Source organism: Salinisphaera sp. SPP-AMP-43, assembly GCF_049568105.1.
In the GTDB taxonomy this organism is placed as follows: domain Bacteria; phylum Pseudomonadota; class Gammaproteobacteria; order Nevskiales; family Salinisphaeraceae; genus Salinisphaera.
In genome coordinates this window covers 2661916-2684346 of record NZ_CP145335.1, presented here as the reverse complement: position 1 = coordinate 2684346, position 22431 = coordinate 2661916, and the positions used below count along the sequence as shown (strand labels likewise).

The 22431-nt window shown below is 62.2% G+C and carries 25 protein-coding genes; 22 read left to right on the top strand and 3 right to left on the bottom strand.

Going from position 1 to position 22431, the window contains the following annotated elements:
- Positions 1–31 precede the first annotated feature (31 nt).
- The 8 genes from V5738_RS11540 to gluQRS all read left to right on the top strand — a co-directional run bounded on the left by V5738_RS11540 (position 32) and on the right by gluQRS (position 6281).
- On the top strand, positions 32–787 hold the full coding sequence (locus V5738_RS11540; RefSeq protein ID WP_423820958.1) for a heme ABC transporter permease: 756 nt from the start codon (positions 32–34) through the stop codon (positions 785–787).
- On the top strand, positions 780–944 hold the full coding sequence (gene ccmD, locus V5738_RS11535; RefSeq protein ID WP_423820957.1) for a heme exporter protein CcmD: 165 nt from the start codon (positions 780–782) through the stop codon (positions 942–944). The genes V5738_RS11540 and ccmD overlap by 8 nt, the downstream gene beginning before the upstream one ends.
- On the top strand, positions 937–1404 hold the full coding sequence (locus V5738_RS11530; RefSeq protein ID WP_423820956.1) for a cytochrome c maturation protein CcmE: 468 nt from the start codon (positions 937–939) through the stop codon (positions 1402–1404). The genes ccmD and V5738_RS11530 overlap by 8 nt, the downstream gene beginning before the upstream one ends.
- Positions 1401–3374: a heme lyase CcmF/NrfE family subunit gene (locus tag V5738_RS11525; protein ID WP_423820955.1), complete on the top strand. Its 1974-nt coding sequence runs from the start codon at positions 1401–1403 to the stop codon at positions 3372–3374. The genes V5738_RS11530 and V5738_RS11525 overlap by 4 nt, the downstream gene beginning before the upstream one ends.
- A complete protein-coding gene (locus tag V5738_RS11520) occupies positions 3374–3910 on the top strand; it encodes a DsbE family thiol:disulfide interchange protein (RefSeq protein ID WP_423820954.1) in 537 nt (178 codons plus the stop codon). The genes V5738_RS11525 and V5738_RS11520 overlap by 1 nt, the downstream gene beginning before the upstream one ends.
- Complete coding sequence (locus tag V5738_RS11515) at positions 3907–4401, top strand: cytochrome c-type biogenesis protein (RefSeq protein WP_423820953.1); 495 nt, start codon at positions 3907–3909, stop codon at positions 4399–4401. The genes V5738_RS11520 and V5738_RS11515 overlap by 4 nt, the downstream gene beginning before the upstream one ends.
- Positions 4391–5245 carry a c-type cytochrome biogenesis protein CcmI gene (ccmI, locus tag V5738_RS11510; protein WP_423820952.1) on the top strand — a complete coding sequence of 285 codons (855 nt, stop codon included), beginning with the start codon at positions 4391–4393 and terminating at the stop codon, positions 5243–5245. Before V5738_RS11515 ends, ccmI begins: the two co-directional genes overlap by 11 nt.
- 115 nt (positions 5246–5360) lie before the next feature.
- Positions 5361–6281 (top strand): tRNA glutamyl-Q(34) synthetase GluQRS, encoded by a 921-nt coding sequence (gene gluQRS, locus V5738_RS11505; RefSeq protein WP_423820951.1) that lies wholly within the window; start codon positions 5361–5363, stop codon positions 6279–6281.
- A 28-nt stretch (positions 6282–6309) separates the two neighbouring features.
- Here gluQRS and V5738_RS11500 read toward each other — a convergent pair whose 3' ends face one another.
- Both V5738_RS11500 and V5738_RS11495 read right to left on the bottom strand, forming a co-directional pair.
- Positions 6310–6807 carry a DUF6231 family protein gene (locus tag V5738_RS11500; RefSeq protein WP_423820950.1) on the bottom strand — a complete coding sequence of 166 codons (498 nt, stop codon included), beginning with the start codon at positions 6805–6807 and terminating at the stop codon, positions 6310–6312.
- Between the two features lie 241 nt (positions 6808–7048).
- On the bottom strand, positions 7049–8227 hold the full coding sequence (locus tag V5738_RS11495; protein WP_423820949.1) for an OmpA family protein: 1179 nt from the start codon (positions 8225–8227) through the stop codon (positions 7049–7051).
- A 202-nt stretch (positions 8228–8429) separates the two neighbouring features.
- On the opposite strand from V5738_RS11495, the gene prfB reads away from it, so the two are divergent.
- Positions 8430–9528, top strand: a protein-coding gene (gene prfB, locus V5738_RS11490) for a peptide chain release factor 2 (protein WP_423820948.1) whose coding sequence is annotated in 2 segments (ribosomal slippage) — positions 8430–8501 and positions 8503–9528 — 1098 coding nt in all. Because the reading frame shifts where the segments join, the coding sequence is not laid out codon by codon here.
- A 2-nt stretch (positions 9529–9530) separates the two neighbouring features.
- Positions 9531–11042: a lysine--tRNA ligase gene (lysS, locus tag V5738_RS11485; RefSeq protein ID WP_423820947.1), complete on the top strand. Its 1512-nt coding sequence runs from the start codon at positions 9531–9533 to the stop codon at positions 11040–11042.
- Positions 11043–11104: 62 nt separating this feature from the next.
- Here lysS and V5738_RS11480 read toward each other — a convergent pair whose 3' ends face one another.
- On the bottom strand, positions 11105–11977 hold the full coding sequence (locus V5738_RS11480) for a YgfZ/GcvT domain-containing protein (RefSeq protein ID WP_423820946.1): 873 nt from the start codon (positions 11975–11977) through the stop codon (positions 11105–11107).
- A 119-nt stretch (positions 11978–12096) separates the two neighbouring features.
- Here V5738_RS11480 and V5738_RS11475 point away from each other — a divergent pair, with 119 nt between their 5' ends.
- The 12 genes from V5738_RS11475 (at position 12097) to V5738_RS11420 (ending at position 22394) form a co-directional block, all read left to right on the top strand.
- Positions 12097–12309, top strand: a complete 213-nt coding sequence (locus tag V5738_RS11475; protein ID WP_423820945.1) for a DUF1674 domain-containing protein — start codon at positions 12097–12099, stop codon at positions 12307–12309.
- A 36-nt stretch (positions 12310–12345) separates the two neighbouring features.
- Entirely contained in the window at positions 12346–12732 is a 387-nt protein-coding gene (gene sdhC / locus V5738_RS11470) for a succinate dehydrogenase, cytochrome b556 subunit (RefSeq protein WP_423820944.1), read from the top strand.
- Positions 12733–12763: 31 nt separating this feature from the next.
- Positions 12764–13150, top strand: coding sequence for a succinate dehydrogenase, hydrophobic membrane anchor protein (gene sdhD, locus V5738_RS11465; protein ID WP_423820943.1), 387 nt, complete (start codon positions 12764–12766; stop codon positions 13148–13150).
- Entirely contained in the window at positions 13150–14940 is a 1791-nt protein-coding gene (gene sdhA / locus V5738_RS11460; protein ID WP_423820942.1) for a succinate dehydrogenase flavoprotein subunit, read from the top strand. Before sdhD ends, sdhA begins: the two co-directional genes overlap by 1 nt.
- A gap of 64 nt (positions 14941–15004) precedes the next feature.
- On the top strand, positions 15005–15784 hold the full coding sequence (locus V5738_RS11455) for a succinate dehydrogenase iron-sulfur subunit (RefSeq protein WP_423820941.1): 780 nt from the start codon (positions 15005–15007) through the stop codon (positions 15782–15784).
- Between the two features lie 75 nt (positions 15785–15859).
- Positions 15860–16102: a succinate dehydrogenase assembly factor 2 gene (locus V5738_RS11450; RefSeq protein ID WP_423820940.1), complete on the top strand. Its 243-nt coding sequence runs from the start codon at positions 15860–15862 to the stop codon at positions 16100–16102.
- Between the two features lie 132 nt (positions 16103–16234).
- Positions 16235–16681 carry a protein YgfX gene (locus V5738_RS11445; RefSeq protein ID WP_423820939.1) on the top strand — a complete coding sequence of 149 codons (447 nt, stop codon included), beginning with the start codon at positions 16235–16237 and terminating at the stop codon, positions 16679–16681.
- Complete coding sequence (locus V5738_RS11440; protein ID WP_423820938.1) at positions 16678–17988, top strand: alpha/beta fold hydrolase; 1311 nt, start codon at positions 16678–16680, stop codon at positions 17986–17988. The genes V5738_RS11445 and V5738_RS11440 overlap by 4 nt, the downstream gene beginning before the upstream one ends.
- Positions 17989–18246: 258 nt before the next feature.
- Positions 18247–18822, top strand: a complete 576-nt coding sequence (rpoE, locus tag V5738_RS11435; RefSeq protein WP_423820937.1) for an RNA polymerase sigma factor RpoE — start codon at positions 18247–18249, stop codon at positions 18820–18822.
- Positions 18823–18829: 7 nt separating this feature from the next.
- The gene (locus V5738_RS11430) at positions 18830–19600 is read left to right on the top strand and encodes a sigma-E factor negative regulatory protein (RefSeq protein ID WP_423820936.1); all 771 of its coding nucleotides are present in this window, start codon (positions 18830–18832) and stop codon (positions 19598–19600) included.
- On the top strand, positions 19597–20613 hold the full coding sequence (locus V5738_RS11425; RefSeq protein WP_423820935.1) for a MucB/RseB C-terminal domain-containing protein: 1017 nt from the start codon (positions 19597–19599) through the stop codon (positions 20611–20613). Before V5738_RS11430 ends, V5738_RS11425 begins: the two co-directional genes overlap by 4 nt.
- 206 nt (positions 20614–20819) lie before the next feature.
- Positions 20820–22394: a DegQ family serine endoprotease gene (locus V5738_RS11420; protein WP_423820934.1), complete on the top strand. Its 1575-nt coding sequence runs from the start codon at positions 20820–20822 to the stop codon at positions 22392–22394.
- Positions 22395–22431: the final 37 nt, after the last annotated feature.

Here is a 22431-nt window from a genome sequence, read left to right as displayed (position 1 = left end):
GCCGGTCGGCGCTGACCATAAGGTTGGGCAGATGATCCGTCGCTCGTTGATGCTATCCGTGCACCGGTTGGGCTCGCTGCCATATTTCTATCGTGCCAGCGCGGGCTGGGCGCGCGGTCTGGCGATCGCCGGGTCGGTGCTGGTGGTCTATGCGCTCTACCAGGCATTGGTGGTTGTGCCGCCCGATTATCAGCAAGGCGATGTGTATCGGATCATATATATCCACGTGCCCAGCGCCTGGCTGTCGCTACTCGGCTATACCACGATGGCAGTGGCCGGCGCGATAGCGTTGGTATGGCGGCTCAAGATCGCCGAGATTTATCTTGTGGCGGCGGCGCCAGTCGGCGCGTCGTTCACTATGCTGGCGCTCGTTACGGGCGCGCTCTGGGGCGAGCCGACCTGGGGAGCATGGTGGGTCTGGGATGCACGCCTGACCTCGGAGTTGATTCTGTTGTTTCTGTATATCGGCGTAATCGCCTTGAACGGGGCGATCGAATCGCCGCGGCATGCGGCGCGCGTCTGTGCGTTGTTGTCGATCGTGGGTGTGCTCGACGTGCCGGTCATTCATTACTCGGTCGTTTGGTGGACCACGCTGCATCAAGGGGCAACCGTTCGCCCTCTAGGGGGAACGACCATGCCGGGCGAGATGCTCCTGCCCTTGCTGATCAGCGCCCTCGGGTTCACGTTGCTATTCGCTTGGTTGACGCTCTCGCGTATGCGCGTCGAGCTGTTATGGCGCGAACGCCGTAGCCGCTGGGTGGCCCGTATGCTGGCTACCGATGAGTAGCGGGAGCTCGTTCTGGGCGATGGGTGGCTATGCCGGCTATGTGTGGAGTGCCTATGGCTCGCTGCTGGTCGTGCTGGTCGTCAATATCGCAGTGCCGTTGATCCGGCATCGGCGCCTGCGTCGTCGAATTCGCGCCGGAGAATTCGACGATGACTAGAACGCAGCGGCGCCGGGTATGGCTGGTCATGAGTTTGCTGGCCGGGTTGGCTGGGGCGTTGCTGCTGACGTTGACGGCATTCCGCGGCAACCTCCTGTATTTCCACCAGCCCAGCGAGATCGTGGCTGGTCGGGTGCCGGCCCATGAGCGGATTCGTCTTGGTGGCCTGGTGGCCGCAGGTTCGGTCCGGCATCGACATGCCTCGCTGACCGTCCAGTTCCAGGTGGCCGACTGCGATGCTCGTGTGCCGGTTCGTTTCAACGGTGTGTTGCCGGATTTGTTCCGGCCGGGCCAGGGCGTGATCGTCTACGGCGAACTCGATGGCCATGGCGTGTTGATCGCCGATCGCGTGCTGGCCAAGCACGACTCGCGATACATGTCGCCGGAAACGGCGAAGGCGCTCCAGCCGAACGAGCACAGCAGCTGTATGCCGGCCCGCCTGCAAAGCGCGGCCTCATGATTCCCGAGCTGGGCCGTCTTGCTTTGATGCTGGCTCTGGCCATGGCACTGGTGCAATCGTGTTGGCCGTTGTATGGCATGGCTGTGAGGCGACCGGTATATCAACATTTTGCCGCACCGGCGGCGATCGGCCAGTGCCTGATGCTGTCGATCGCTTTTGCTGCCTTGGCGTGGTCGTTTTATGTCAACGATTTTTCAGTGGTCTACGTCGCTGAAAATTCCAATACTCATCTGCCCTGGTTCTATCGACTCGCAGCCGTATGGGGTGCCCACGAAGGTTCGCTATTGCTGTGGCTGCTGGAGCTGGGGCTCTGGTCGCTCGCGGTGGTCTGTACCAGCCGGAGTCTGCCGCGCGACGTAGCGGCCAGTGTGCTGTCGATCATGGGGCTGGTCGGGGCCGGCTTTTTGTTGTTCACGCTCACCACCTCGGATCCGTTTCAGCGCCGATTCCCGGCCCCCAGTCAGGGCCGCGACCTCAATCCGCTGCTGCAGGATCCGGGGTTGGTTTTGCATCCACCGATGCTCTATATGGGCTACGTTGGTTTTTGCGTAGCGTTCGCATTCGCGATCACGGCCTTGCTCAGCGGGCGTGTCGATAGCGCGTGGACGCGTTGGGCCCGGCCATGGACCCTGGCGGCCTGGGTCTGTTTGACGCTGGGGATCATCCTCGGCAGCGGCTGGGCGTATAACGAACTGGGCTGGGGCGGCTGGTGGTTCTGGGATCCGGTGGAAAATGCCTCGTTCATGCCGTGGCTGGTCGGAACAGCGCTCATCCATTCACTCGCAGTGACCGAAAAACGGGGGATCTTTCAGAGCTGGACCGTTCTCTTGGCAATCACGACGTTCGCGTTGTCGCTGCTGGGTACATTTCTGGTGCGATCGGGGGTGCTGGTCTCGGTCCATGCTTTTGCAAGCGATCCGGCGCGCGGTGTTTATATGCTGGCGCTTTTTGCCATCGTGGTGGGCGGGGCGCTGGTGCTTTATGCCCTGCGAGCCGGGGAGCTGGGACAGCCCGCAGAGCCGGCCGCGATATTGTCTCGTGAAGGGCTGCTGCTATTGAACAACCTGTTTCTGGTCGTGGCCGCTGCGTCGGTGCTCATCGGTACGCTTTATCCGATACTGGCCGATGCCTTGGGTTTGGGACAGCTGTCGGTCGGTGCGCCTTATTTCAACCAGGTGTTCGTGCCGCTCATGGCTCCGCTGGTTGTGCTGGTTGGTCTGGCTTCTGCGGTAGCGTGGAAGCGGACTCGGCTGGCCAGGCTCAAGTCTCGGCTGTGGGGCCCGGCGTTGGCAGCGGTCGTGGCTGGGGGGCTGCTGCCCGCGCTGACGGTCGGTCTAGGGGCGGTGCCGGCGGTGGCCGGAAGCATGCTGGGATGCTGGGTCATCGCCAGCTCAGTCGAAGAATGGCTGCGGCGACGGCGTACCCGATCACGCTTGTCGCGCCAGGTGCTTGGCATGACTCTCGCCCATGCCGGGGTCGGTGTTCTCGTGATCGGTATCAGTTTGGTCAGTGGTTTCGGAAGTCAGCGACAGGCGCGTATGGCGCCCGGCGATACGCTTCAGTTCGCCGGATACGACATCGGTTTTCGGGGCACCCAGTCGCGTCGGGGGCCGAACTACATGGCCCAGATCGGCGAATTCGCGATCCAGCGGGCGGGGCGACAACGGACGACCCTGCGCCCGGCCAAGCGCCGCTACCATGCCTCTGGGGCGGTCATGACAGAAGCCGGAATCGACAACGGCCTGTTCGGCGATCTGTATGTGTCGCTTGGCGACTCTGGCCCAGGTGGTTACTGGAGCGTTCGGTTTTATGACCGCCCGTTCGTGCGCTGGATCTGGTCCGGCGGCTTGCTCGCGGCGCTCGGCGGCCTGATCGCTCTGACCGATAAACGCTATCGGCGGCCGCGGCCGGTTCGGCTTGGCCACTGGAAGCGGGCCGACACCGCTGTAGAGCGCGAGGCCGAAAGCTGATGCGCTGGCGCGCTATCGCGCCCGTTGCGGTCTTGCTTGTTTTAGTGGCTGTGTTGGCCTACGGGCTGGCGCGCGATCCGCATGCACTGCCCGCGGCGATGGTCGGCAAGCCAGCGCCTGAGTTCGAACTGGCCAGGCTGGCGGCGCCCGACGACACTCTGCGCTTGGCCTCTTTTGCCGGGCGAGCGGTGGTGGTTAACGTCTGGGCGAGCTGGTGTCGGGCCTGCCGATCGGAAAGCGTGGTGTTGGCCGAGGTAGCGCGCCGGAGTGGCGTGCCGATCGTGGGGGTGAATTACAAGGATGATCCCGAACGGGCCCGGCGTTGGCTCAAGCGGTTTGGCGATCCGTTCGTTGCGGTCGGGCTCGATCGCTCGGGGGATACCGGTATCGACTGGGGGGTGACCGGGGTCCCTGAAACTTTCGTCATCGGTGGCGGGGGGGTAATTCGCGACAAAATCGTCGGGCCCGTAACCGAAAAGATCATGCAGCAACGCCTGTTGCCCGGACTGCAACGTCTGCAATCGGAGCAGCGATGAGACTGCGGTGGCCTGTGTTTTGTCTGTGGATCGTGCTGTGCCTGGTGCCGATGGCCCGGGCCGAAGACGGATCGATGACCGAAGCCGAGGCGCAGCGCTATCATGTCTTGACCGAGAGGCTGCGCTGCCTGGTTTGTCAGAACCAAAGCATCGCGACGTCCGATGCCGATCTTGCCGCCGATCTGCGCGAACGCGTGGCCAACCAGATCAGGGCCGGCCGAACCGATACCGAAATACGGCGATATATGGCCGATCGCTACGGCGATTGGGTGCTCTATCGGCCACCGTTCAATAGATCGACTTGGGCCCTGTGGTTGGCTCCCTTAGCCTTGCTGTTATGTGGGCTCGGATGTATTGCCAGGCTGTTGGGCAGGCGCAGTCGCGGTCGCTCTATGGCCCCCGCCGAGCGCGATCGTCTGGCGGCGATTCTCGAGCGTGAGAGCGACCAATCGACGCGTTCTTCATCGACCGGTTCTGCCGATGACCATTGAGTTCGCGGTCGCCAGCACGCTGTTGGTCGGGCTCTGTATCGTGTGTCTCATCTGGCCGTTATGGCGACACTCGACCGGCGCGGACGAACGGCGGCGGCATGCCAATATCGAAATTTATCGACAACGCTACGGCGAAATCGAGAGGGCGGTCGGCCTGGGCCGGTTATCGCAAGATCAGGCCAAAAGAGAAAAGGATCGCATCGGCAGGCAGCTTCTGTCCGAGCTCGACACGGACTCCAAAGAAAAAAACGCAGCAGCAGGTCAGGGCGGCTTTCGGGGGGCGTGGCGAGCACTCGGGATGGCAGGTGGGCTGATCGTGACTGTGGCGGCCGGTGGCTATGCCTGGCAGGGCGATGGGCATGCGCTGCAGCAGGTCGATATGCCCAGCGTCGAGCGACAGCTGCAGCGGTTGCAGGACCAGGTTCGCAGCCATCCCAAAGCTCAAGATTTGCGACTGCGGTTGGCGATGGCCGAGAAGCAGCACGGCGAATATGCAGCCGCTGCACACAACTTGCGCCGCATCAACGATCAGCGTGCCGCTGCGATTCCCAGCTTGCTGGTGGGTGAGGCCGAAATGCGCTTGGCTGCCGGTAGCGGTCTGAATCGTGAGGTTCGGTCTGTGTTTGCAAGAGCGCTCGCAGCCGATCCAGGCAACACCAAAGCACTTTGGTATCTGGGGCTGGCGGCTTCGGAGGCAGGCGATGCCCGCCAGGCGCTGGGCTACTGGGAGCGACTGTTGAAGCAGCCGTTAAGCGACAGCGTGCGCGCCAAAGTTCGCAGTCGACGCGACTTGCTGATCGATAATATGCCCGTATCGGCGGCATCAGACTACAAGACGAAATGAGCCCGTAGCGACATTGGCCTGGGTACCGGGTGTGCGGTCGGCATACACCCGACTTTCGAACTTCTTAGGTTCGAGCCGCGGCAGAGTCGTGTTGCAGGCTTGCTATCATGACAGTATGTCGAGAGTTGTTGGCCGCTACGCGCCGTCGCCCACGGGGCCGTTGCATTTCGGATCGCTCATTGCTGCACTGGCGAGTTTCTGCCAAGCCAAGGCCCAGGGTGGGCTATGGCGGCTGCGTATCGATGATTTGGATACGCCGCGGGTGGTCGCGGGGGCGGACCGTGCGATTATCGACACATTGGCGGCTTTCGGGCTCGAGCACGACGGGCCGGTCATGTATCAGTCGCGTCGCGACGGCGCTTACGCCGAGGCGATTGCCGAGCTCAAGCAGCGCGCTCTGGCTTTTGACTGTGCCTGTACCCGGCGCGAAGCGCGTTCCGGCCCGGTGGGTAGCGAGGGGCCGGTTTATCCGGGAACCTGCCGCCATGGTCTGCCGCCCGGGCGTGCTGCCCGTTCGGTTCGACTGGCGGTTGAGGCAGAAATCATCAGCGTAGGTGATCTGATCCAGGGTGAATGCCGCCAGAACCTCTCGCGGGATATCGGCGATTTCGTGATCCGACGGGCCGACGGCATCACCGCCTATCAGCTGGCCACGGTTATCGACGACGCGGCCCAAGGGGTGACCGAAGTCGTTCGCGGGTCAGATCTGCTGTCATCAACGCCGCGCCAGATCTGGATATATCGCTGCCTCGATATCGTGGCGGTGCCACGCTATGCCCATATTCCGGTCGTCGTGGATGTGCACGGCGACAAGCTCGGCAAAAGCACAGGCGCGCTTGCTTTGGAGGCTCGCCAACGCGCAGCCCAGTTGACCGAATGCCTTGCGTTGCTCGGCCAGCAGCCGCCGGCGTGGCTGGCCCGACAGTCGGTATCATCGGTGATAGCCTGGGCCGTCGATCATTGGCAGACGGCGGCCGTGCCGCAACAGATGACGTGCCGGCGTGCGACAGGACATGAGCCGCAACCCGGGGGCTGATCGACGCCCGCGACAGACCGCCGCGAACCTACCAGCGCCGTCGATCCCACTGCTCGGGGTTGGCCCAGTGGCGGGAATTGAGCCAATCCGGCGTGATCTTGTAGTCGTAGATATCGTAGCGATAGATCCAGTAGTGTGAGTTCAACTGGCGCGCTTCGCTCACGCGTCGAAATCCAAGCCCCAGAAATTCGGCAACGGACCAGCACTCGCTTTGCCGGGCGGAATCGATATCGAATGCCGTGAGAATAGCGCCGGCGCTGTAATTGCGTAGACGCGCTAACAGCTGGCGGGTTGCGATGGTGGAAAGAATTTTTGGTGCATCGAGCACAAGCGCCAGATCGAACTGATCGCACCCGGCGAGATCTTGGTCTAGATCAAGGTCGGGCTGAATGAGGCGTTGTATATAGCCTCGTTCGGCCCACGCCGAAGGCAGGGTGCCCTCCGGTCCGAACTGCACAACGCGGCCGGGCGCGCAGCGCTCGAGATAACCGTTTAGGCAGGCAGCGACATCTTCGGGAATCGTCATGACTCGTTAGTCTAACGCGAAGAACTGCGGGCATCGAAGACGAGCGAGCTGCTAGCTCAGCCGTTGTGCCCTAGGCCGCGATGCAGGGGGCATAGGCATGGCCCATAACGCGACCGGGCCGCCCCATCGTCAAGCCTGAACGGCCCGGTCGTCGATGACGATGACATAAAAAAGAGCCCGACCTGAAAGGCCGGGCTCTTGCTCCGCTTAGGCGGCTATCGAAAAGGGAGAACCCTTTCGATTACATGCCGCTGTCGCTGTTCATGCTGTCGCTATCACCCTGATCGGTGACATGCAGCTCGACGCGACGGTTCTGGGCACGGCCCGCGGCGGTCTCGTTGGTAGCAACCGGATTGTTCTCACCATGACCTTCGGTGCCGGTGACGCGGCTGGAGCTGATGCCGTGATCGGTCAGATAGCTCTCGACCGAATCCACACGACGCTGCGACAGACCCATATTGTACTGCTGGGAGCCGACGCTGTCGGTGTAGCCGTCGATGCGGAAGTCGACGTTCGGGCTGGCATTCAGCGCATCGACCACGTTGTCGAGACGGTTTTCAGCCTGGCTGGTCAGCTTGGCGGAATCGAATTCGAAGGTCACGCCCTTCAGGACGATCGGTGCCTTCTTCTCGATCGGGCAACCGCGAGCATCGACTTCGGTGCCCATCGGGGTACCCGGGCACTGGTCATTGGCGTCGATCACGCCATCGCCATCGCTATCCTGCGGCTGAGTCGGGGCCGGAGCCGGAGCCGGCTCGGGCGCCTGCGGGGGCGCGCCCAGCGGAATCTGCAGACCCAGGGACACGATATGATCGTTGTAGCGCTGGTCTTCATAGCCGGCGCCCACCACGTCGGCGGAGTCCACCGTCGTGTAACGATAACGATATTCGGCACGAACCTTCAGGCCGTAATCGTTGAGGGTGTACATGTAACCGACACCGGCGTCGAGGTAGTCCGAGTCGGCGTCGTCACCCACGCTGTTGCCGTTGATCGAGCCGAAGCCCGGATCCTGCTTGCCCCAGGACGCACCCAAGATGCCGTAGACCGGCAGGGTGTCGCGGGCGGGGAAGAACAGCGCGTCCAGGCCAAAGCCGTACAAGTCGGCGTCGCTTGCGCCATGGCCATTCAGTTTTTGATCGGGGTTGAAGTAGAAGCCATACAGCTCAAGGTTCAACCAGCTGTTGATCGGCTTACCAACGGCGAGGCTCATGCCGACGCTGTCGTCGTTGTCGACATTCAGGCTGCCGAAGTTGTCCGAGGAACTTCCGATCGAATCGCTGTCAAAGAAGCCGTAGGAGACCATGGGCGCGACGTAGAAGCGCTTGTCCTGCGGCGTGTTGTCCTGCGCGAACGCGCCAGCGGAAAAGGCGAGCCCCAGCGCGCCGGCAACGCATGCGGTAAGCGGTTGCTTAAATTGCATAGCTCAAAACTCCCTTGAACGGGTTTAGGTTTGTTGTGCGGTCCCATTCACCGAGTGGTAAACACTAGTTTCCTGACCGGTGACGTGCAAAGGCAGTATGCGACCTTTTGGTAAATTTGGCAATGAGAAAGCCGGGTTGTGAAAAAAATTTTAACCTGTAATCATCCGCGGCTTTCCGATCCTCCCGACCCTTTAAAAATCTATGGATATTAACGCTGTGCGCACCCGAATGGTCTCGCTTCGCGAGCGTCTTGGCGACCTCCGGGGGTATCTTTGACTATGCCGACAAAAAAGACCGTCTGAGCGAACTCGACGCAGAACTCGCCGAAGGCAGTATTTGGGTCGAGGCGCCCGATAAAGCCCAGGCTTTCGGGCAAGAAAAAGCGCGGCTTCAAGAAGTCGTGGATCCGATCGATAAATCCATCAGTACGCTCGATGATAGCGAACAATTGCTGGAGCTTGCCGAAATCGAAGCAGACCAAGAGGTGGTCGATCAAATTTCGACTGAGCTGGACGAGGTCGAGAATCATCTCAAGTCGCTGGAATTTCAACGCATGTTCTCCGGCGAAGCGGACGCCAGCAATGCGTATGTCGATATCCAGGCCGGCTCCGGCGGCACCGAGGCTCAGGACTGGGCCGAGATGCTTTTGCGCATGTATCTGCGCTGGTTGGAGCATCGCGGTTTCGCAACCGAGGTGACGGAAATTTCGGAAGGCGATGTCGCCGGCATCAAAAGTGCGACAATCGCGGTTACGGGCGGCTATGCTTATGGTTGGCTGCGCACCGAAACCGGTGTGCATCGACTGGTTCGCAAGTCGCCGTTCGATTCTGGCGCGCGTCGCCATACTTCGTTTGCGGCCGTGTTCGTGGCCCCCGAGATCGACGACGACGTGGAAATCGAAGTTGATCCGTCGGATTTGCGCATCGACGTGTACCGCGCCAGCGGCGCGGGCGGCCAGCACGTCAACCGGACCGAGTCTGCGGTGCGGATCACGCACTTGCCGACCAATATCGTCGTGCAGTGTCAGAACGACCGCTCTCAGCATAAAAACCGTGCCACCGCCATGAAACAGCTCAAGTCCAAGCTGTACGAGCGCGAGATGGCCAAGCGTCGCGCTGACGCAGAAGCGACCGAGGCGGATAAATCCGATATCGGTTGGGGCAGCCAGATTCGGTCTTATGTGCTGGATCAGTCGCGAATCAAGGATCTTCGTACCGGCGTCGAAGTCGGCAATACGCAAGCCGTTCTGGACGGCGATCTCGATCAGTTTATCGAGGAAAGTCTCAAGCAGGGTCTGTAGCCATGAATGATGCGAGTACGGGAGCCGAAGAGACGCATCGGCTGATCGCTCAGCGTAAGGAGAAACTGGCGGGCTGGCGCGATGCCGGCGAGGCGTTTCCCAACGATTTCCGTCCGGATGCCAAGGCCGGTGAGCTGCAGACCTGGCATGCCGCGGACGATGCCGAAGCACTCGAGGCGTCAAGCACCGAGGTGGCGGTGGCTGGTCGGCTGCTGGCCAAGCGGGTGATGGGCAAGCTCAGCTTCGCCACTCTGCAGGATGCCAGCGGCCAGATCCAGTTGTTCGTGCAGCGCGATCTGCTCGGCGAGGACAGTTACAAGGCATTCAAGCAGCTTGATCTGGGCGATATCGTCGGTGTGCGCGGCACGCTGGCGCGCACGAAGAAAGGCGAGTTGTCGGTCAAGGCGGTCGAGCTACGGCTGTTGACCAAGTCGTTGCGGCCGCTGCCGGAAAAATGGCATGGGCTGTCGGACACTGAAGCTCGTTACCGTCAGCGCTATGTGGATCTGATCATCAACCCGCAATCGCGGGCGGTATTCAAGGCGCGCAGTGCGATCCTGCGAGCGACTCGCGGCTTCTTCGAAGAACGCGATTTCATGGAAGTCGAAACGCCAATGCTGCAGGCGATTCCTGGTGGCGCAGCGGCTCGGCCGTTCGTGACGCACTACAACGCACTGGAGCACGATTTCTATCTGCGAGTGGCGCCGGAGCTGTATCTCAAGCGATTGGTCGTCGGTGGCCTCGAACGCGTTTTCGAATTGAACCGCAATTTCCGCAACGAAGGGCTGTCGACTCGACACAATCCCGAGTTCACGATGCTCGAGTTCTATCAGGCCTATGCCGATTATCAAGTGCTGATGGACGAGATCGAGGCCCTGTTGCGCGAACTGTCGCGTCTGGTGGCCGAGCGACACGGCGAAGCCTGTAATGAAGATGCGGTCATGCTCGACAAACCGTTCGAGCGCCTGCCGATGCGCGAAGCGGTGCTGCGCTACAACCCGGATATAACGGCTGTGGACATCGACGATCCTGTGCGTTTGAAAACGGTCGCAGAAGCCGCCGGCGTGCGCGGCGAGGCCTCGTGGGGGATGGGCAAATGGCTGACCGAGCTGTTCGAGGAAACGGTTGAGCACCAACTGCACGAGCCGACGTTCGTAACCGACTATCCCGCCGAAGTATCCCCGCTGGCGCGGCGGCGCGACGATGATCCCTCGGTGACCGAACGGTTCGAGCTGTTCGTTGCTGGTCGTGAGGTCGCCAACGGTTTCTCCGAGCTCAATGATGCCGAAGACCAGGCCGAGCGCTTTAGGGCCCAGGTCGAAGCTAAAGAGGCCGGCGACGACGAGGCCATGTACTACGATGCCGATTACATTGCAGCCCTCGAGTACGGCTTGCCGCCGACCGGCGGGGCTGGCATCGGGATCGATCGCGTGATCATGATGCTTACCGGCGCGAGTGCAATTCGGGATGTACTGCTGTTCCCGCAGTTGCGCCCGCGGAAAGACACGTTCTAGAAAGCCGCACAGGTCGGCCGGCCCGAAGGCCGGTCCGACCTGTTCCCGACCGGTATAAGCCGCTAAGCCGGGGTGGGGTAGGGCAGTTCCAGCAGTTCGAGCGTTTGGCCGTCGTCGATGTGTAGCGCTTCGGCTGCGGCGGCATCCACCTGCACCACGGCCAACAGCCGGCCCTCGTTCTCGCCAGCCGCCAGCAGCACTTGGCCGACTGTCTTGTCGGCCGTATGTACCGGTTCGCCCGGAGTCGGCCGTCGGCCCTGCCAGGCCAGCCGGAACACGCGCCGGGTCAGACGGCCTCGGTGCTGTAGGCGGGCAATGACCTCCTGGCCTGGGTAGCATCCCTTATCGAAATCCACAGCCATTAGCCAATGCAGGTTGAGCATTTGCGGCACGAACTCGTTCTGGGTGGCCGCGGTCACCTGCGCCAGCCCGGCATCGATTTCGGACATCGCCCAGTCGGCGCTATCGGCCGGCATCGACGGCGCTGGCGGCTCGGCCGCGCCCCTCGTCAGCACTAGGGCCCGCGCCGGGTGGGGCTGCGAGCCGGGTAGGCCCAGCCAGATCTGTCCTGCGCGCTGTTCAGTGCGATCGACCGGTGGAATGCGGTCGTCGTCGTGAACCCCGACGATTTGATAGTCGGCGCTGACGTCGGTCAACTCGACTTTGAGTCGAAGCACGAACATGCGCAGTTTTTGCAGGGCTGCGTCGAGCAGTTCCCGGGGCAGCAGCAGCAAATAGGCGTCGTCACTCATAGCGACCCGCAGCACGAGCTGGGTGCGGCCCTTGGCGTCACACCAGGCAGCCAGGAAGTGCCGGTCCGGCCCGAGCCGCAAAACATCGTTGCTGAGCTGGGCACGCAAGAATTGGTCGACATCGGGCCCGGAGGCACGGATCACACCGAGACGCAAAGATTCGACAGGCGCGGGTTCGCCCATAAGTGCATCCAAAGGGATTGTGAGGCGTATTGTAGTGCGACTGTAAACCAAGGTGGGCAAACGCTCGGTTGGCCGCCTATCATGTTGCCAGCGCACATCGCGAGGTTTAGAGTATCTGTATGCCGAAGCAGCCTGTTACGTCCGCCGAAGAACCGCATTCCGGCGTCGACCCCGCATCGCCTCAAGACCGCGATCTCGAACCCCATGCCGATCCCCAGGCGCCCGATGAATCGGCGCCGGATTCGCGTCCCCGGGAGTATGGTGGGCCGAAGGGGCCAGACCCGGTTCGATACGGCGACTGGGAGAAGAATGGACGCTGTATCGACTTCTAGTATTCGATTTCACTTTCACGACTATCCGGGGACTGTATGAGTAGTCAGCCGAACCGACCGCTATCGCCGCATCTGCAGATTTATCGTTGGCAGATCTCGATGCTGACCTCCATCGCCCACCGGGCCTCCGGCATTCTGCTGGCCATCGGTGCGGTGCTACTGGCGATCTGGCTGATCGCCGCGGCCAACGGGCCGGATACCTATGCTGCGGTCAATGGGGTGTTTGGGTCGTGGTTTGGACAGCTGATCATGTTCCTGTGGTCGTTCGCGCTGTTCTATCACCTGTGCAATGGCATCCGTCATCTGGTCTGGGATATCGGCCTTGGTCTGGATCTCGAAACCGCGCGTAAAAGCGGCTTCGCGGTGATCGGCATTGCTGCCGCGCTGACCATCTTCGTCTGGATCTGGGCGTTGATCGCCTGATTCGACTCGACGTATTCCGGAGAATTCGACTATGAGCAGTATCCGTTCCTCGCTGGCCGGCGCCCGCGGCCTAGGCAGCGCCAAAACCGGGACCTCCCATTTTTGGGCCCAGCGCGTCAGTGCTGTAGCGCTCGTGCCGCTGACGCTGTGGTTCGTGGCTTGCCTGGCCTCTCAGTTCGGCGCCAGCTACTCCAGCGTGACCGACTGGCTGTCTTCGCCCTTCCAGGCGGCGTTGCTGGCGTTTTACCTGGCCGCCATTTTCTATCATTCGCAGCTTGGTCTTCAGACCGTCGTTGAAGACTATGTACATAACGAAGCGATCAAGCTGGCAACGCTGATCGCGCTGCAGTTGATCAATATCCTGATGGCCGTTGCGGCTATCGTTTCCGTACTCATGATTCTTGTGGGAGCCGCCTGATGAGCGAAAGCTACGACATCATCGATCACGAGCACGACGTCGTCGTAGTAGGCGCGGGCGGTGCTGGCCTACGTGCGACGCGCGGGCTTGCCGATGCCGGTTTGAAGACGGCCTGCGTGACCAAAGTTTTTCCCACCCGCAGCCATACCGTGGCTGCTCAGGGCGGCATCGCCTCCGCGCTTGGCAATATGGGCGAGGACGACTGGCGCTGGCATGCCTACGATACGATCAAGGGCAGTGACTGGCTGGGCGACCAAGACGCCATCGAGCACCTGACCAAGGAAGCGATTCCTTCGATCATCGAGCTCGAGCACGACGGCGTACCGTTTTCGCGTACCCCGGAAGGCAAGATCTACCAGCGCCCGTTTGGCGGCATGACCACCCACTTCGGCAAGGGCCAGGCCGAACGCACCTGCGCGGCCGCTGACCGAACCGGGCATGCGCTGCTGCACACGCTGTACCAGCAGTCGCTCAAGGCGCGCGCCGAGTTCTTCGTCGAGTACTTCGCCATCGATCTGCTGATGACCGAGGACGGCGAATGCAAAGGCGTGCTGGCCTGGGATCTGCAAGGCGGCCAGCTGCATCGCTTCCGAGCGCATCAGGTGATCCTAGCCACCGGCGGCTATGGCCGGGCGTATTTCTCCTGTACTTCGGCGCACACCTGTACCGGCGACGGCATTGGCATGGCGCTGCGTGCCGGGGTGCCGCTCCAGGATCCGGAATTCGTCCAGTTCCATCCGACCGGGATCTACGGTGCAGGCTGTCTGATCACCGAAGGCGCGCGCGGCGAAGGGGGGTATCTGACCAACTCCGAAGGCGAGCGTTTCATGGAGCGCTATGCGCCGAACGCCAAGGATCTGGCTTCCCGCGACGTGGTCAGCCGGGCCATGACCATCGAGATCAACGAAGGCCGCGGCGTCGGTGAAAAATCCGACCACATCATGCTCCATCTCGAGCATCTGGGCCCCGAGGTGCTGCACGAGCGGCTGCCCGGCATCACCGAAACGGCCAAGATCTTTTCCAACGTCGATGCCACCAAAGAGCCGATCCCGGTGCTCCCGACCGTGCACTACTGCATGGGCGGTATCCCGACCAACCCGTTCGGCGAAGTCGTGACCCTCAAGGACGGCGATCCGGATTCGATCGTGCCCGGGCTCATGGCGGTCGGCGAGACGGCCTGCGTTTCGGTGCACGGTGCCAATCGTCTGGGCTCCAATGCGCTGCTGGATCTGGTGGTGTTCGGCCGCGCGGCAGCTCAGCGCTGCACCGAGCTGGTATCGCCCGGCCAGCGCCACAAGGCCGATATCTCGGGCTCGGAGAAGAAGGCGTTGGAGCGTTTCGACAATCTGCGTCATGCCGATGGCGGTACGCCGACGGCCGAGTTGCGCGCTAGCCTGCAGACGTCGATGCAGAAATACGCGGCGGTGTTCCGCAATACCGACAGCCTCAAGAAGGGTGTCGACGTCATCAACCAGGAGGTAGCGTCGTTCTCGGATGTTTCGGTCACTGATCGTTCGATGACCTGGAACAGCGACCTGGTCGAAACCATGGAGCTGGAGAACCTGCTGCAGTGTGCGATCTGCACCATGCATGCGGCCAATAACCGGACCGAGAGCCGCGGTGCGCATGCGCACGAGGAATACACTGAGCGCGACGACGAGAACTGGATCAAGCACACGCTGACCTGGTATCGCGGTCCGGGGCAGGTCGATATCGACTATCGCCCGGTTCATCTGCAGCCGATGACCGACGAGATGGAACATATCCCGCCCAAGGAACGCGTTTACTAACGCTGCCGATTTCCGGCCGGCGCCGTTGGGCGTCGGCCCATCATCTTTGAAATGGAGGCCGGCCATGGCTGAATTTCGACTGCCCAAAAACTCGCGTATCTCCAAGGGCAAGCGCCATCCGGCGCCCGAGGGCGCAACCAACGTCAAGACCTTTCGCATCTATCGCTGGGAGCCTGAGGCCGGCGAGAATCCGCGGGTCGACAGTTTCGAGATCGATCTCGATCGCTGCGGGCCGATGGTTCTGGATGCGGTCATTAAGATCAAGAACGAAATCGATCCGACGCTGACCTTCCGGCGCTCCTGTCGCGAGGGGGTCTGCGGCTCCTGTGCCTTCAATATCGATGGCAAGAACACGCTGGCCTGCACCACGCGTATCGAAGACATCGACGGCGACGTTCGGATCTATCCGCTGCCGCATATGCCGGTAGTCAAGGATCTGGTGCCGGATCTGACCCATTTCTATGCCCAGCTCGAATCGATCGAGCCGTGGATCAAGACCGATACCGCCAAGCCGACCCGAGAGCGTCTACAGACGCCCGAGGATCGGTCCAAGCTCGATGGCTACTACGAGTGCATCCTGTGTGCTTGCTGCTCGACCGCCTGCCCGAGCTACTGGTGGAATCCGGAGCGCTATCTCGGCCCGGCTGTGTTACTGCAGGCCTATCGCTGGATCGTGGATTCGCGCGACGAAGCCACCGGGGATCGGCTGGACGAGCTGGAAGACCCGTTCAAGCTGTATCGGTGCCATACCATCATGAACTGCACCAATACTTGCCCGAAGGGGCTGAATCCGGCCAAAGCGATCCAGGAAACCAAGAAATTGATGGTCGAGCGTCGGACTTAAGCCGACCGTATCGTCTGTTTGGCCCCGCGGTACGCGATGTATCGCGGGGTTTTTAGTGTTCAGCAGGTTAATACCATGAGCGAAAAAGCGCGGATACGCTGGCTATGCCGGCGTGGCATGAAAGAGCTGGACGTGTTGTTGGAGCGCTTCGTGAATTCGGACTACGACAGTCTGAGCGCCGCCCAGCACGAAGCCTTCGTCAATCTGCTGCATTATGAAGACCCGGACCTATGGGTGCTGTTCATGGGGCGGGCCGAGGCCGAGACGCCGGAACAGGCCGAGCTGGTCGAACGCATTCGCGAGTTCGAGCGCGTCTAGCCCATCGATCCCATGCTGCCCAGCGTGTCTGGCCCCGGCTTGCCGGACGTCGGCAAGCGCTGTTCGAGGGCATGCATTTGAATGCTCGGTCTTTTTTTCGAGAAAGTCAGCGCCTAGCAGCGCCCAGCCGTCATGCCGCGCTTTGACGACACGATTCATGTGACGCTTCGTCCATCGCCGATGCTGCGTATCGGCAGCGCGCTCGTGCACAGTGTGGCCGTAGGGGTGGCCGTGGCGCTTGCATGGGCTATACCGGAGTTCGCGATATTGGCGGCCGTGCTGGCGGTGGCGGCATGGCGAGCCGATCGTCGTTTTCGGCTGTGTGCGCCCGGTGTCTGCACAGCCTTTCGCTGGTCGGCGGACCACCACGTGCACTGGCAACGCTTCGCTCGCGCGCCGTTGTCTGGGCGCTGCATCGAGGCTCGAAGCTGGGGCGCGCTCTGGGTGCGTCTAAAATGGCGTGGCGATGCGCATCGCCGGGCACATACGATCGTCATTCCGGCCGATGCCGTCGATTCGGATCTGCACCGGCGGCTGCGCGCGCGATGTCGAGTGGCGCCGCCGAGCGATGCCGGATGAGCAGACGGCTCGTGACTGTATCCGCTGCGATAGCCGGGATTTTGGCCGCGTTTTCGGTCGACGCTTCGCCTAGCCTGGATTGGCGCGGTTGTGCGGCCGCTGCGATCGGCCAGGCCAGTGCGGCGCATATGCAGTGTGGCTGGCTCAAAACCGGGGAGCGCCTGAATGACATGCCGGTGCGGCTGCGGGTCACGCGCCTTCGGGCTCGGCCCGATCGGCCGACCCCGCAGCCAGTGATCTATGTGCCCGGCGGGCCGGGGGATCCGGGCGGTCAGACCGATGCCGCACTGCGCGCCTGGCGTAGTTTCCAACAGCGGGCCGGTTGGCCTCGGGACCTGGTGATTTTCGATCCGCGTGGCACAGGCCGCAGCCGACCGCGGCCGGGCTGTCAGGCGGCCGCGCTCGAAGTATGTTTCAAGCGCCTAGGGGCGCCGACTGCCAATGCGCTGGGTATTCGTGCCCAAGTTACAGATCTGCACCGACTGATCCAGGCCGTCGATGCGGCCGGCGCCGTACTATGGGCCCAGTCCTTCGGTGCGGTGATCGCGCGTCGATTGCAGGCGCGCTACCCGGCCGATGTCCGGGCGCTGATACTCGATTCGCCGGTACTGAATCCAGGGAGAATCGAAGACCGTCGCCGGGCAACCTGGGCTCGCCGACAGCGCCAGTTGATAGCCGGCTGTCGGCGCGACCTGGGCTGTCGGCTGGGAGTGCCTTCGGCGTCGACGTTGATCGAGGCGTTGATGGGCCGTCGGGCGACCCAGCCGCGCACATTGGCCTGGGCCCGGGTGCCTTACAGGGCCCGCATGTTCACGGTCGATGCCCAGGCACTGCGTGCCATGCTGCTGTTATCGGGTTACGGGGTGGCGAACAGCAGCGCGCTGGTCAACCGGCTGCGTCAATCGCTGGCCAGGCCAGAGACCTTGGTGTCGTTGGCCCGGCCGTTGCAAAAGTTGAACGACCGGAGTGCCGAGACGGCGCCGGTGTACTGGAGCAGCCGCTGTGCGCTATCACAGACGGCGACGTCGGCGATATGTCGTCACTGGCCGGTGTCGCCGGTCGCGCCGCTCGATAGCCCGAGGCCGGTGCCGACGCTGGTACTGGCAGGCGCCGAGGACGTGCTCACGCCGCTGAGCGCGAGCGCGCAGTTCGTGCTCGATCGGCCGGGGCGGCAGTTGTTGCGGGTTTCTGGCGCGGCGCATGGCATTCTGTCGAGCAATGGCTGTGCCCAGGACGTGGTCCGGCGTTTTCTGGCCACCGCAGGCGCCTGGCTAGAGGCGCCGGTTTGTACGGTGATCGACCGGTAACGCGCCCAGCCAGACCGTGGCTGAATGATCTTGGCATGACGTGAGGCATGCGCCTCGCTAGACTATGGCCCTAAATTGTTTCAGAGCCGGATGGATGCTCCGCGCATGGTGATCTACCCAGCCATCAAATTGATTGCCGAACTATTGGCGACTCCCGTGGTCTACGGGAGTGACGCCGACATGGCATTCTGGCAAAACGAGGTAGACGCACATCGATCCAGCCTGACAATCCGTATCCCGGGCGCGTGCCGCGAGTAGATGAGCGAAGACGCTACCGACGAACAGCTCGTCGCACGGGCCCAGGCCGGCGACGACCGCGCTTTCGATCTGCTGGTACGCAAGTATCAGCACAAGATCGTGAAGCTGGCGGCTCGCTATGTAAGCCCGGCCGAAGCGCCCGATGTTGCTCAAGAAGCCTTCATCAAGGCTTATCGTGCGCTTGCCGGATTCAAAGGCAACAGTGCCTTTTACACATGGCTCTATCGTATTTCGATCAATACGGCGAAGAACTACCTGGTCGCGCGGTCGCGCCGTCCGGCGAGCCAGGATATCGATGTATCGGACGCCGAGGCTTTCGGGCATACCGATCGGTTTTCCGAGCAGGATACGCCCGAAGCGTTGATGGAAAGCGAGGAGATTCGCGATGCGGTCATTCGTGCCATCCGCGAACTGCCAGAGGATTTGAGAACCGCCATCATGTTGCGAGAACTGGATGGCATGAGTTACGAAGAGATTGCGCAATCAATGGATTGTCCGGTCGGCACCGTGCGCTCGCGCATCTTTCGGGCGCGTGCGGCAATCGAGGAAAAGCTGGTGTCCCTTTCGGACAAGTGAGGTTGTTATGAACGAGCAGTTGTCCGCCTTTCTAGACAATGAAGCCACGCGTGACGAGTCGGATTCGGTGGTCAATGCGTTGCTGCGTGACAAAACTTTGCGCGACAGTTGGACGCGCCAGCACTGGATTCGGACGACCCTGCGTGCGCACAGCGCCGAGACGCCGGTCGCGGTCGATACCGGGTTCGCCGATCGTGTCATGAAGGCGATTGCCGAGGAGGACCACCCAGAAACGGTGGCGACGCCTCCCCTCGAGCGCAGCAACGTGGTAGCGCTGCCACGCGCCAACCGTACGCGCCGCTGGCGGGGTATGGCCGGATTTGCTGCCGCGGCTTCGGTAGCCGGCGTCGTGTTCCTGGCGGGGCAGCCGTTGCTGCGCAATGGCAGCAACACGGCCGAGACCCGGGTGGCAGCCAACAACGCTGGCACGACGAGCACACGTACGCGGGATGCTGAGAGCAGCACGCGCCAAGGCTTCGGTAGCGGCCGTTGGAACGACCAGTTGGCCGATTTTAGTTCGGTCTCGGCTCAACCCGGCCAGGTCGAAACGGTCGCTTCGGCCAGCCCATCCACGGTCGCCCTGCAAAGCGCACAGCGACGCACCACCCGCATGACCGATGGCGCTGCTGACCACTGGTCGGTTTCGGATCCGGCCGTGCGTGACGAGCTCAATGGCTATCTCGTCGATCACAATGGCATGGCGCGGGGCTATGGCATGTCTAGCACCACGCCGGCGCTGATCCGTGTGTCTTCTTACGGCCAGGATGTAGCCCAGTGACGAGAGCGCTAACTGCGTTTCTCGTCGTATTCGGACTGATCGCACCGGCCTTTGCTGCGCCACCGGAATCTGCCGGTGGTGACGATGCCGATACCGCCGAAGCGATCAATCTGCTCAGCCAGGCTTCCGACGCGGTACGCCGCGAGACCTATCGCGGCGTGATCGCGTCTTTGCGTCACGGCGACGTGGATACGCTCAAGGTCGTGCACCGCTATCACGACCACAAGGAACAGGAGCGGCTGGTCTCGTTGACGGGCCAGGCCCGGGAAATTATCCGCAAGGGCGACAAGGTCACCTCGATTCTGCCCGAGCACAAGCTGGTGCTGATCTCCGAGCATCCGCCCAAGAGTCTGCTCGGCAGCATCGCGCATTTCTCGGCCGGGCAGCTCAAGGCGAACTATGCGGTGCTCGATCAGGGCAAGACGCGCTCGGCCGGGCGCGACTGCCGAATCGTAGAGATTCGGCCGAAGGATCAGTTCCGTTACGGCTACAAAATGCTGATCGATGCCGAGACCCAATTGCCGCTCAAGTTGGAATTGCTCAAGGACGGCAAGCGACTCGAGCAGCTTATGTTCACCGATGTGTCGTTTCCCAAGTCGGTTCCCGATTCCGAATTTGTGTCCAGCTACGATCTGCATGGTTTCCGGGTCGTGCGCCACGAGTCGGTACATGTCTCCGAGCAGCCGTCTGCCGCAGCCGAAGATCGCTGGCAGGCCAACGACTTGCCGCCGGGCTTTGAACTGGCCGAGGATGGCGTGCGCCAAGTCACGCCGAGCGCTTCGGTCCGGCAGATGCTGTTCACTGATGGCGTTGCGACGGTATCGGCGTTCATTGCTCCCGCCGGCCTGAGAGCGCCGCTTAAGGGCGCGACGCGCATGGGGGCCGTCAACGCATACGGCGATATCGTGGGCAATACGCAGATCACGGTCGTCGGTGAGGTGCCGGCGATCACCGCGCGTCGTATCGCCGAGAATTTGGTGCGCCAGGACACCGATCTGTCGAGCGGCCACTAGTAGGCCTGCGGGCACGCCGAAAGCACTCAGTCTAGGCCGTGTCGAGGCTACTACGGCAATCAGAGCGCCTGTTGTAGCCGTCCCGGTGACCGCGACCAATCGCCGACGCCGAGGGCGTCGATGCCGCGTGCATAGTGTCTGGACAACGCCTAGACTAAAGGACGTCAGGGAGAACGCGGCGTCCGTCAACCAAGGGGATACCGAACATGGATAGGCTTCGCACACAGGCGGGGTGGATGGCCCTGGCATTTTGCGGGCTGTTGGCGTTGGCCGGCTGCGGCAATGGGAGCGATGACAGCGTTTCGGCGCCGACCGAGTCACACTCCGGGCCAGCGTCTGCAACGACCGGCGCCCACGAGCAGTCTGGTTCCACAGCGCTGGTTTCCGGGCTTCCCGATTTTAGTCGTCTGGTTAAGAAAGTCTCGCCGGCGGTGGTCAATATCAGCGCCATGCCACCGCAGACCGACAACGGCAATGCCGATACCGAAAGCGGGCTTGGCGACCGGGATGACGCATTCAGCGACTGGCTGCGGCGCTTTTTCGGCGACCGGTCGGATGGCCAGGATCGGCAGATGCCTCAGCTGCCTAACGGCAGCGAGCACGTTTCGCTGGGCTCCGGCTTCATCATTTCGCCCAACGGTTATATTCTGACCAATCGACACGTCACCACCGGCGCAGGTCAGATCGTGGTCAAGCTCAACGATCGCCGACAACTGGTCGCCCAGGTCGTGGGGGCCGATCCGGATAGCGACGTGGCGGTGCTCAAGGTCAAGGCCGAGCATCTGCCGACAGTCAAGATCGGCAATCCGGACCGGCTCGACGTAGGTGCCTGGGTCGTGGCGATCGGTTCGCCGTTCGGTTTCGAGACCTCGGTCACCGCCGGCATCGTTTCGGCCAAAGGCCGTAGTCTCGCCAACGATCAATATGTGCCGTTTCTTCAGACCGACGTCGCGATCAACCCCGGCAATTCCGGCGGCCCGCTGTTCAATCTGGCCGGTGAAGTGGTCGGCATCAATTCGCAGATCTACAGCCAGACCGGCGGCTATCAGGGGGTATCGTTCGCGATTCCGATCGATATCGCCATGCGGGTCGCTAAGCAGCTCCGCGATACTGGCCATGTCACACGCGGCTGGCTGGGCGTGCAGATCCAGAATGTCGATCGCGAACTGGCCGAATCCTTCGATCTCAAGCGCCCGGAAGGGGCGCTGGTTACCCAGGTGCTCAAGGACAGCCCGGCGGCCCAGGCCGATATCAATATCGGCGACGTGATTCTGGCTTTTAACGGCCAGTCGGTCGACTCGGCCTCCGATCTGCCGCCGCTGGTCGCTTCGATCGTGCCGGGGGAAACGGCTGAGCTCACGATTCTGCGCCGTGGCAAGACACGTACCGAAACAATCAAGATCGCCGCGCTGCCGGCCCGATTCCAGAATGGCGGCGGTCGGGACGGATCGAATCCGGAGCAGGCGCCGGAGCAGCCGGCTTATGGCCTGTCGCTCGAGTCGCTGGATACCAAGCAGCGGGGTACCCTCGGCCTGGATCGCGGCGGCGTTCGAGTGACCGAGGTCACGCCCGGGCCAGGCGCCGAGGCCGGGCTACAGGCTGGGGACGTGATTCTGAGCGTCGGTTCCACCGATGTAGAAGATCGCCAGGCCGTATTGGATGCGTTGCGGGCCGCGGACGGCCCGGTTGCGCTGCTGGTTTGGCGTGATGGGGTGCGTCTATATCTGCCGATGCAGACCCACGAGCCGGACCGCGGCGACCCACCCAAGCAGGGCGGCTAAAAAAACGCCCGCGTTGCGCGTATACTGCTCGCACCTT

Excerpts from the sequence above, each read along its gene's own strand:
- V5738_RS11540 (WP_423820958.1), top strand. The coding sequence starts at position 32 with ATGATCCGTCGCTCGTTGATGCTATCCGTGCACCGGTTGGGCTCGCTG.
- ccmD (WP_423820957.1), top strand. The coding sequence starts at position 780 with ATGAGTAGCGGGAGCTCGTTCTGGGCGATGGGTGGCTATGCCGGCTAT.
- V5738_RS11530 (WP_423820956.1), top strand. The coding sequence starts at position 937 with ATGACTAGAACGCAGCGGCGCCGGGTATGGCTGGTCATGAGTTTGCTG.
- V5738_RS11525 (WP_423820955.1), top strand. The coding sequence starts at position 1,401 with ATGATTCCCGAGCTGGGCCGTCTTGCTTTGATGCTGGCTCTGGCCATG.
- V5738_RS11520 (WP_423820954.1), top strand. The coding sequence starts at position 3,374 with ATGCGCTGGCGCGCTATCGCGCCCGTTGCGGTCTTGCTTGTTTTAGTG.
- V5738_RS11515 (WP_423820953.1), top strand. The coding sequence starts at position 3,907 with ATGAGACTGCGGTGGCCTGTGTTTTGTCTGTGGATCGTGCTGTGCCTG.
- ccmI (WP_423820952.1), top strand. The coding sequence starts at position 4,391 with ATGACCATTGAGTTCGCGGTCGCCAGCACGCTGTTGGTCGGGCTCTGT.
- gluQRS (WP_423820951.1), top strand. The coding sequence starts at position 5,361 with ATGTCGAGAGTTGTTGGCCGCTACGCGCCGTCGCCCACGGGGCCGTTG.
- V5738_RS11500 (WP_423820950.1), bottom strand. The coding sequence starts at position 6,807 with ATGACGATTCCCGAAGATGTCGCTGCCTGCCTAAACGGTTATCTCGAG.
- V5738_RS11495 (WP_423820949.1), bottom strand. The coding sequence starts at position 8,227 with ATGCAATTTAAGCAACCGCTTACCGCATGCGTTGCCGGCGCGCTGGGG.
- lysS (WP_423820947.1), top strand. The coding sequence starts at position 9,531 with ATGAATGATGCGAGTACGGGAGCCGAAGAGACGCATCGGCTGATCGCT.
- V5738_RS11480 (WP_423820946.1), bottom strand. The coding sequence starts at position 11,977 with ATGGGCGAACCCGCGCCTGTCGAATCTTTGCGTCTCGGTGTGATCCGT.
- V5738_RS11475 (WP_423820945.1), top strand. The coding sequence starts at position 12,097 with ATGCCGAAGCAGCCTGTTACGTCCGCCGAAGAACCGCATTCCGGCGTC.
- sdhC (WP_423820944.1), top strand. The coding sequence starts at position 12,346 with ATGAGTAGTCAGCCGAACCGACCGCTATCGCCGCATCTGCAGATTTAT.
- sdhD (WP_423820943.1), top strand. The coding sequence starts at position 12,764 with ATGAGCAGTATCCGTTCCTCGCTGGCCGGCGCCCGCGGCCTAGGCAGC.
- sdhA (WP_423820942.1), top strand. The coding sequence starts at position 13,150 with ATGAGCGAAAGCTACGACATCATCGATCACGAGCACGACGTCGTCGTA.
- V5738_RS11455 (WP_423820941.1), top strand. The coding sequence starts at position 15,005 with ATGGCTGAATTTCGACTGCCCAAAAACTCGCGTATCTCCAAGGGCAAG.
- V5738_RS11450 (WP_423820940.1), top strand. The coding sequence starts at position 15,860 with ATGAGCGAAAAAGCGCGGATACGCTGGCTATGCCGGCGTGGCATGAAA.
- V5738_RS11445 (WP_423820939.1), top strand. The coding sequence starts at position 16,235 with ATGCCGCGCTTTGACGACACGATTCATGTGACGCTTCGTCCATCGCCG.
- V5738_RS11440 (WP_423820938.1), top strand. The coding sequence starts at position 16,678 with ATGAGCAGACGGCTCGTGACTGTATCCGCTGCGATAGCCGGGATTTTG.
- rpoE (WP_423820937.1), top strand. The coding sequence starts at position 18,247 with ATGAGCGAAGACGCTACCGACGAACAGCTCGTCGCACGGGCCCAGGCC.
- V5738_RS11430 (WP_423820936.1), top strand. The coding sequence starts at position 18,830 with ATGAACGAGCAGTTGTCCGCCTTTCTAGACAATGAAGCCACGCGTGAC.
- V5738_RS11420 (WP_423820934.1), top strand. The coding sequence starts at position 20,820 with ATGGATAGGCTTCGCACACAGGCGGGGTGGATGGCCCTGGCATTTTGC.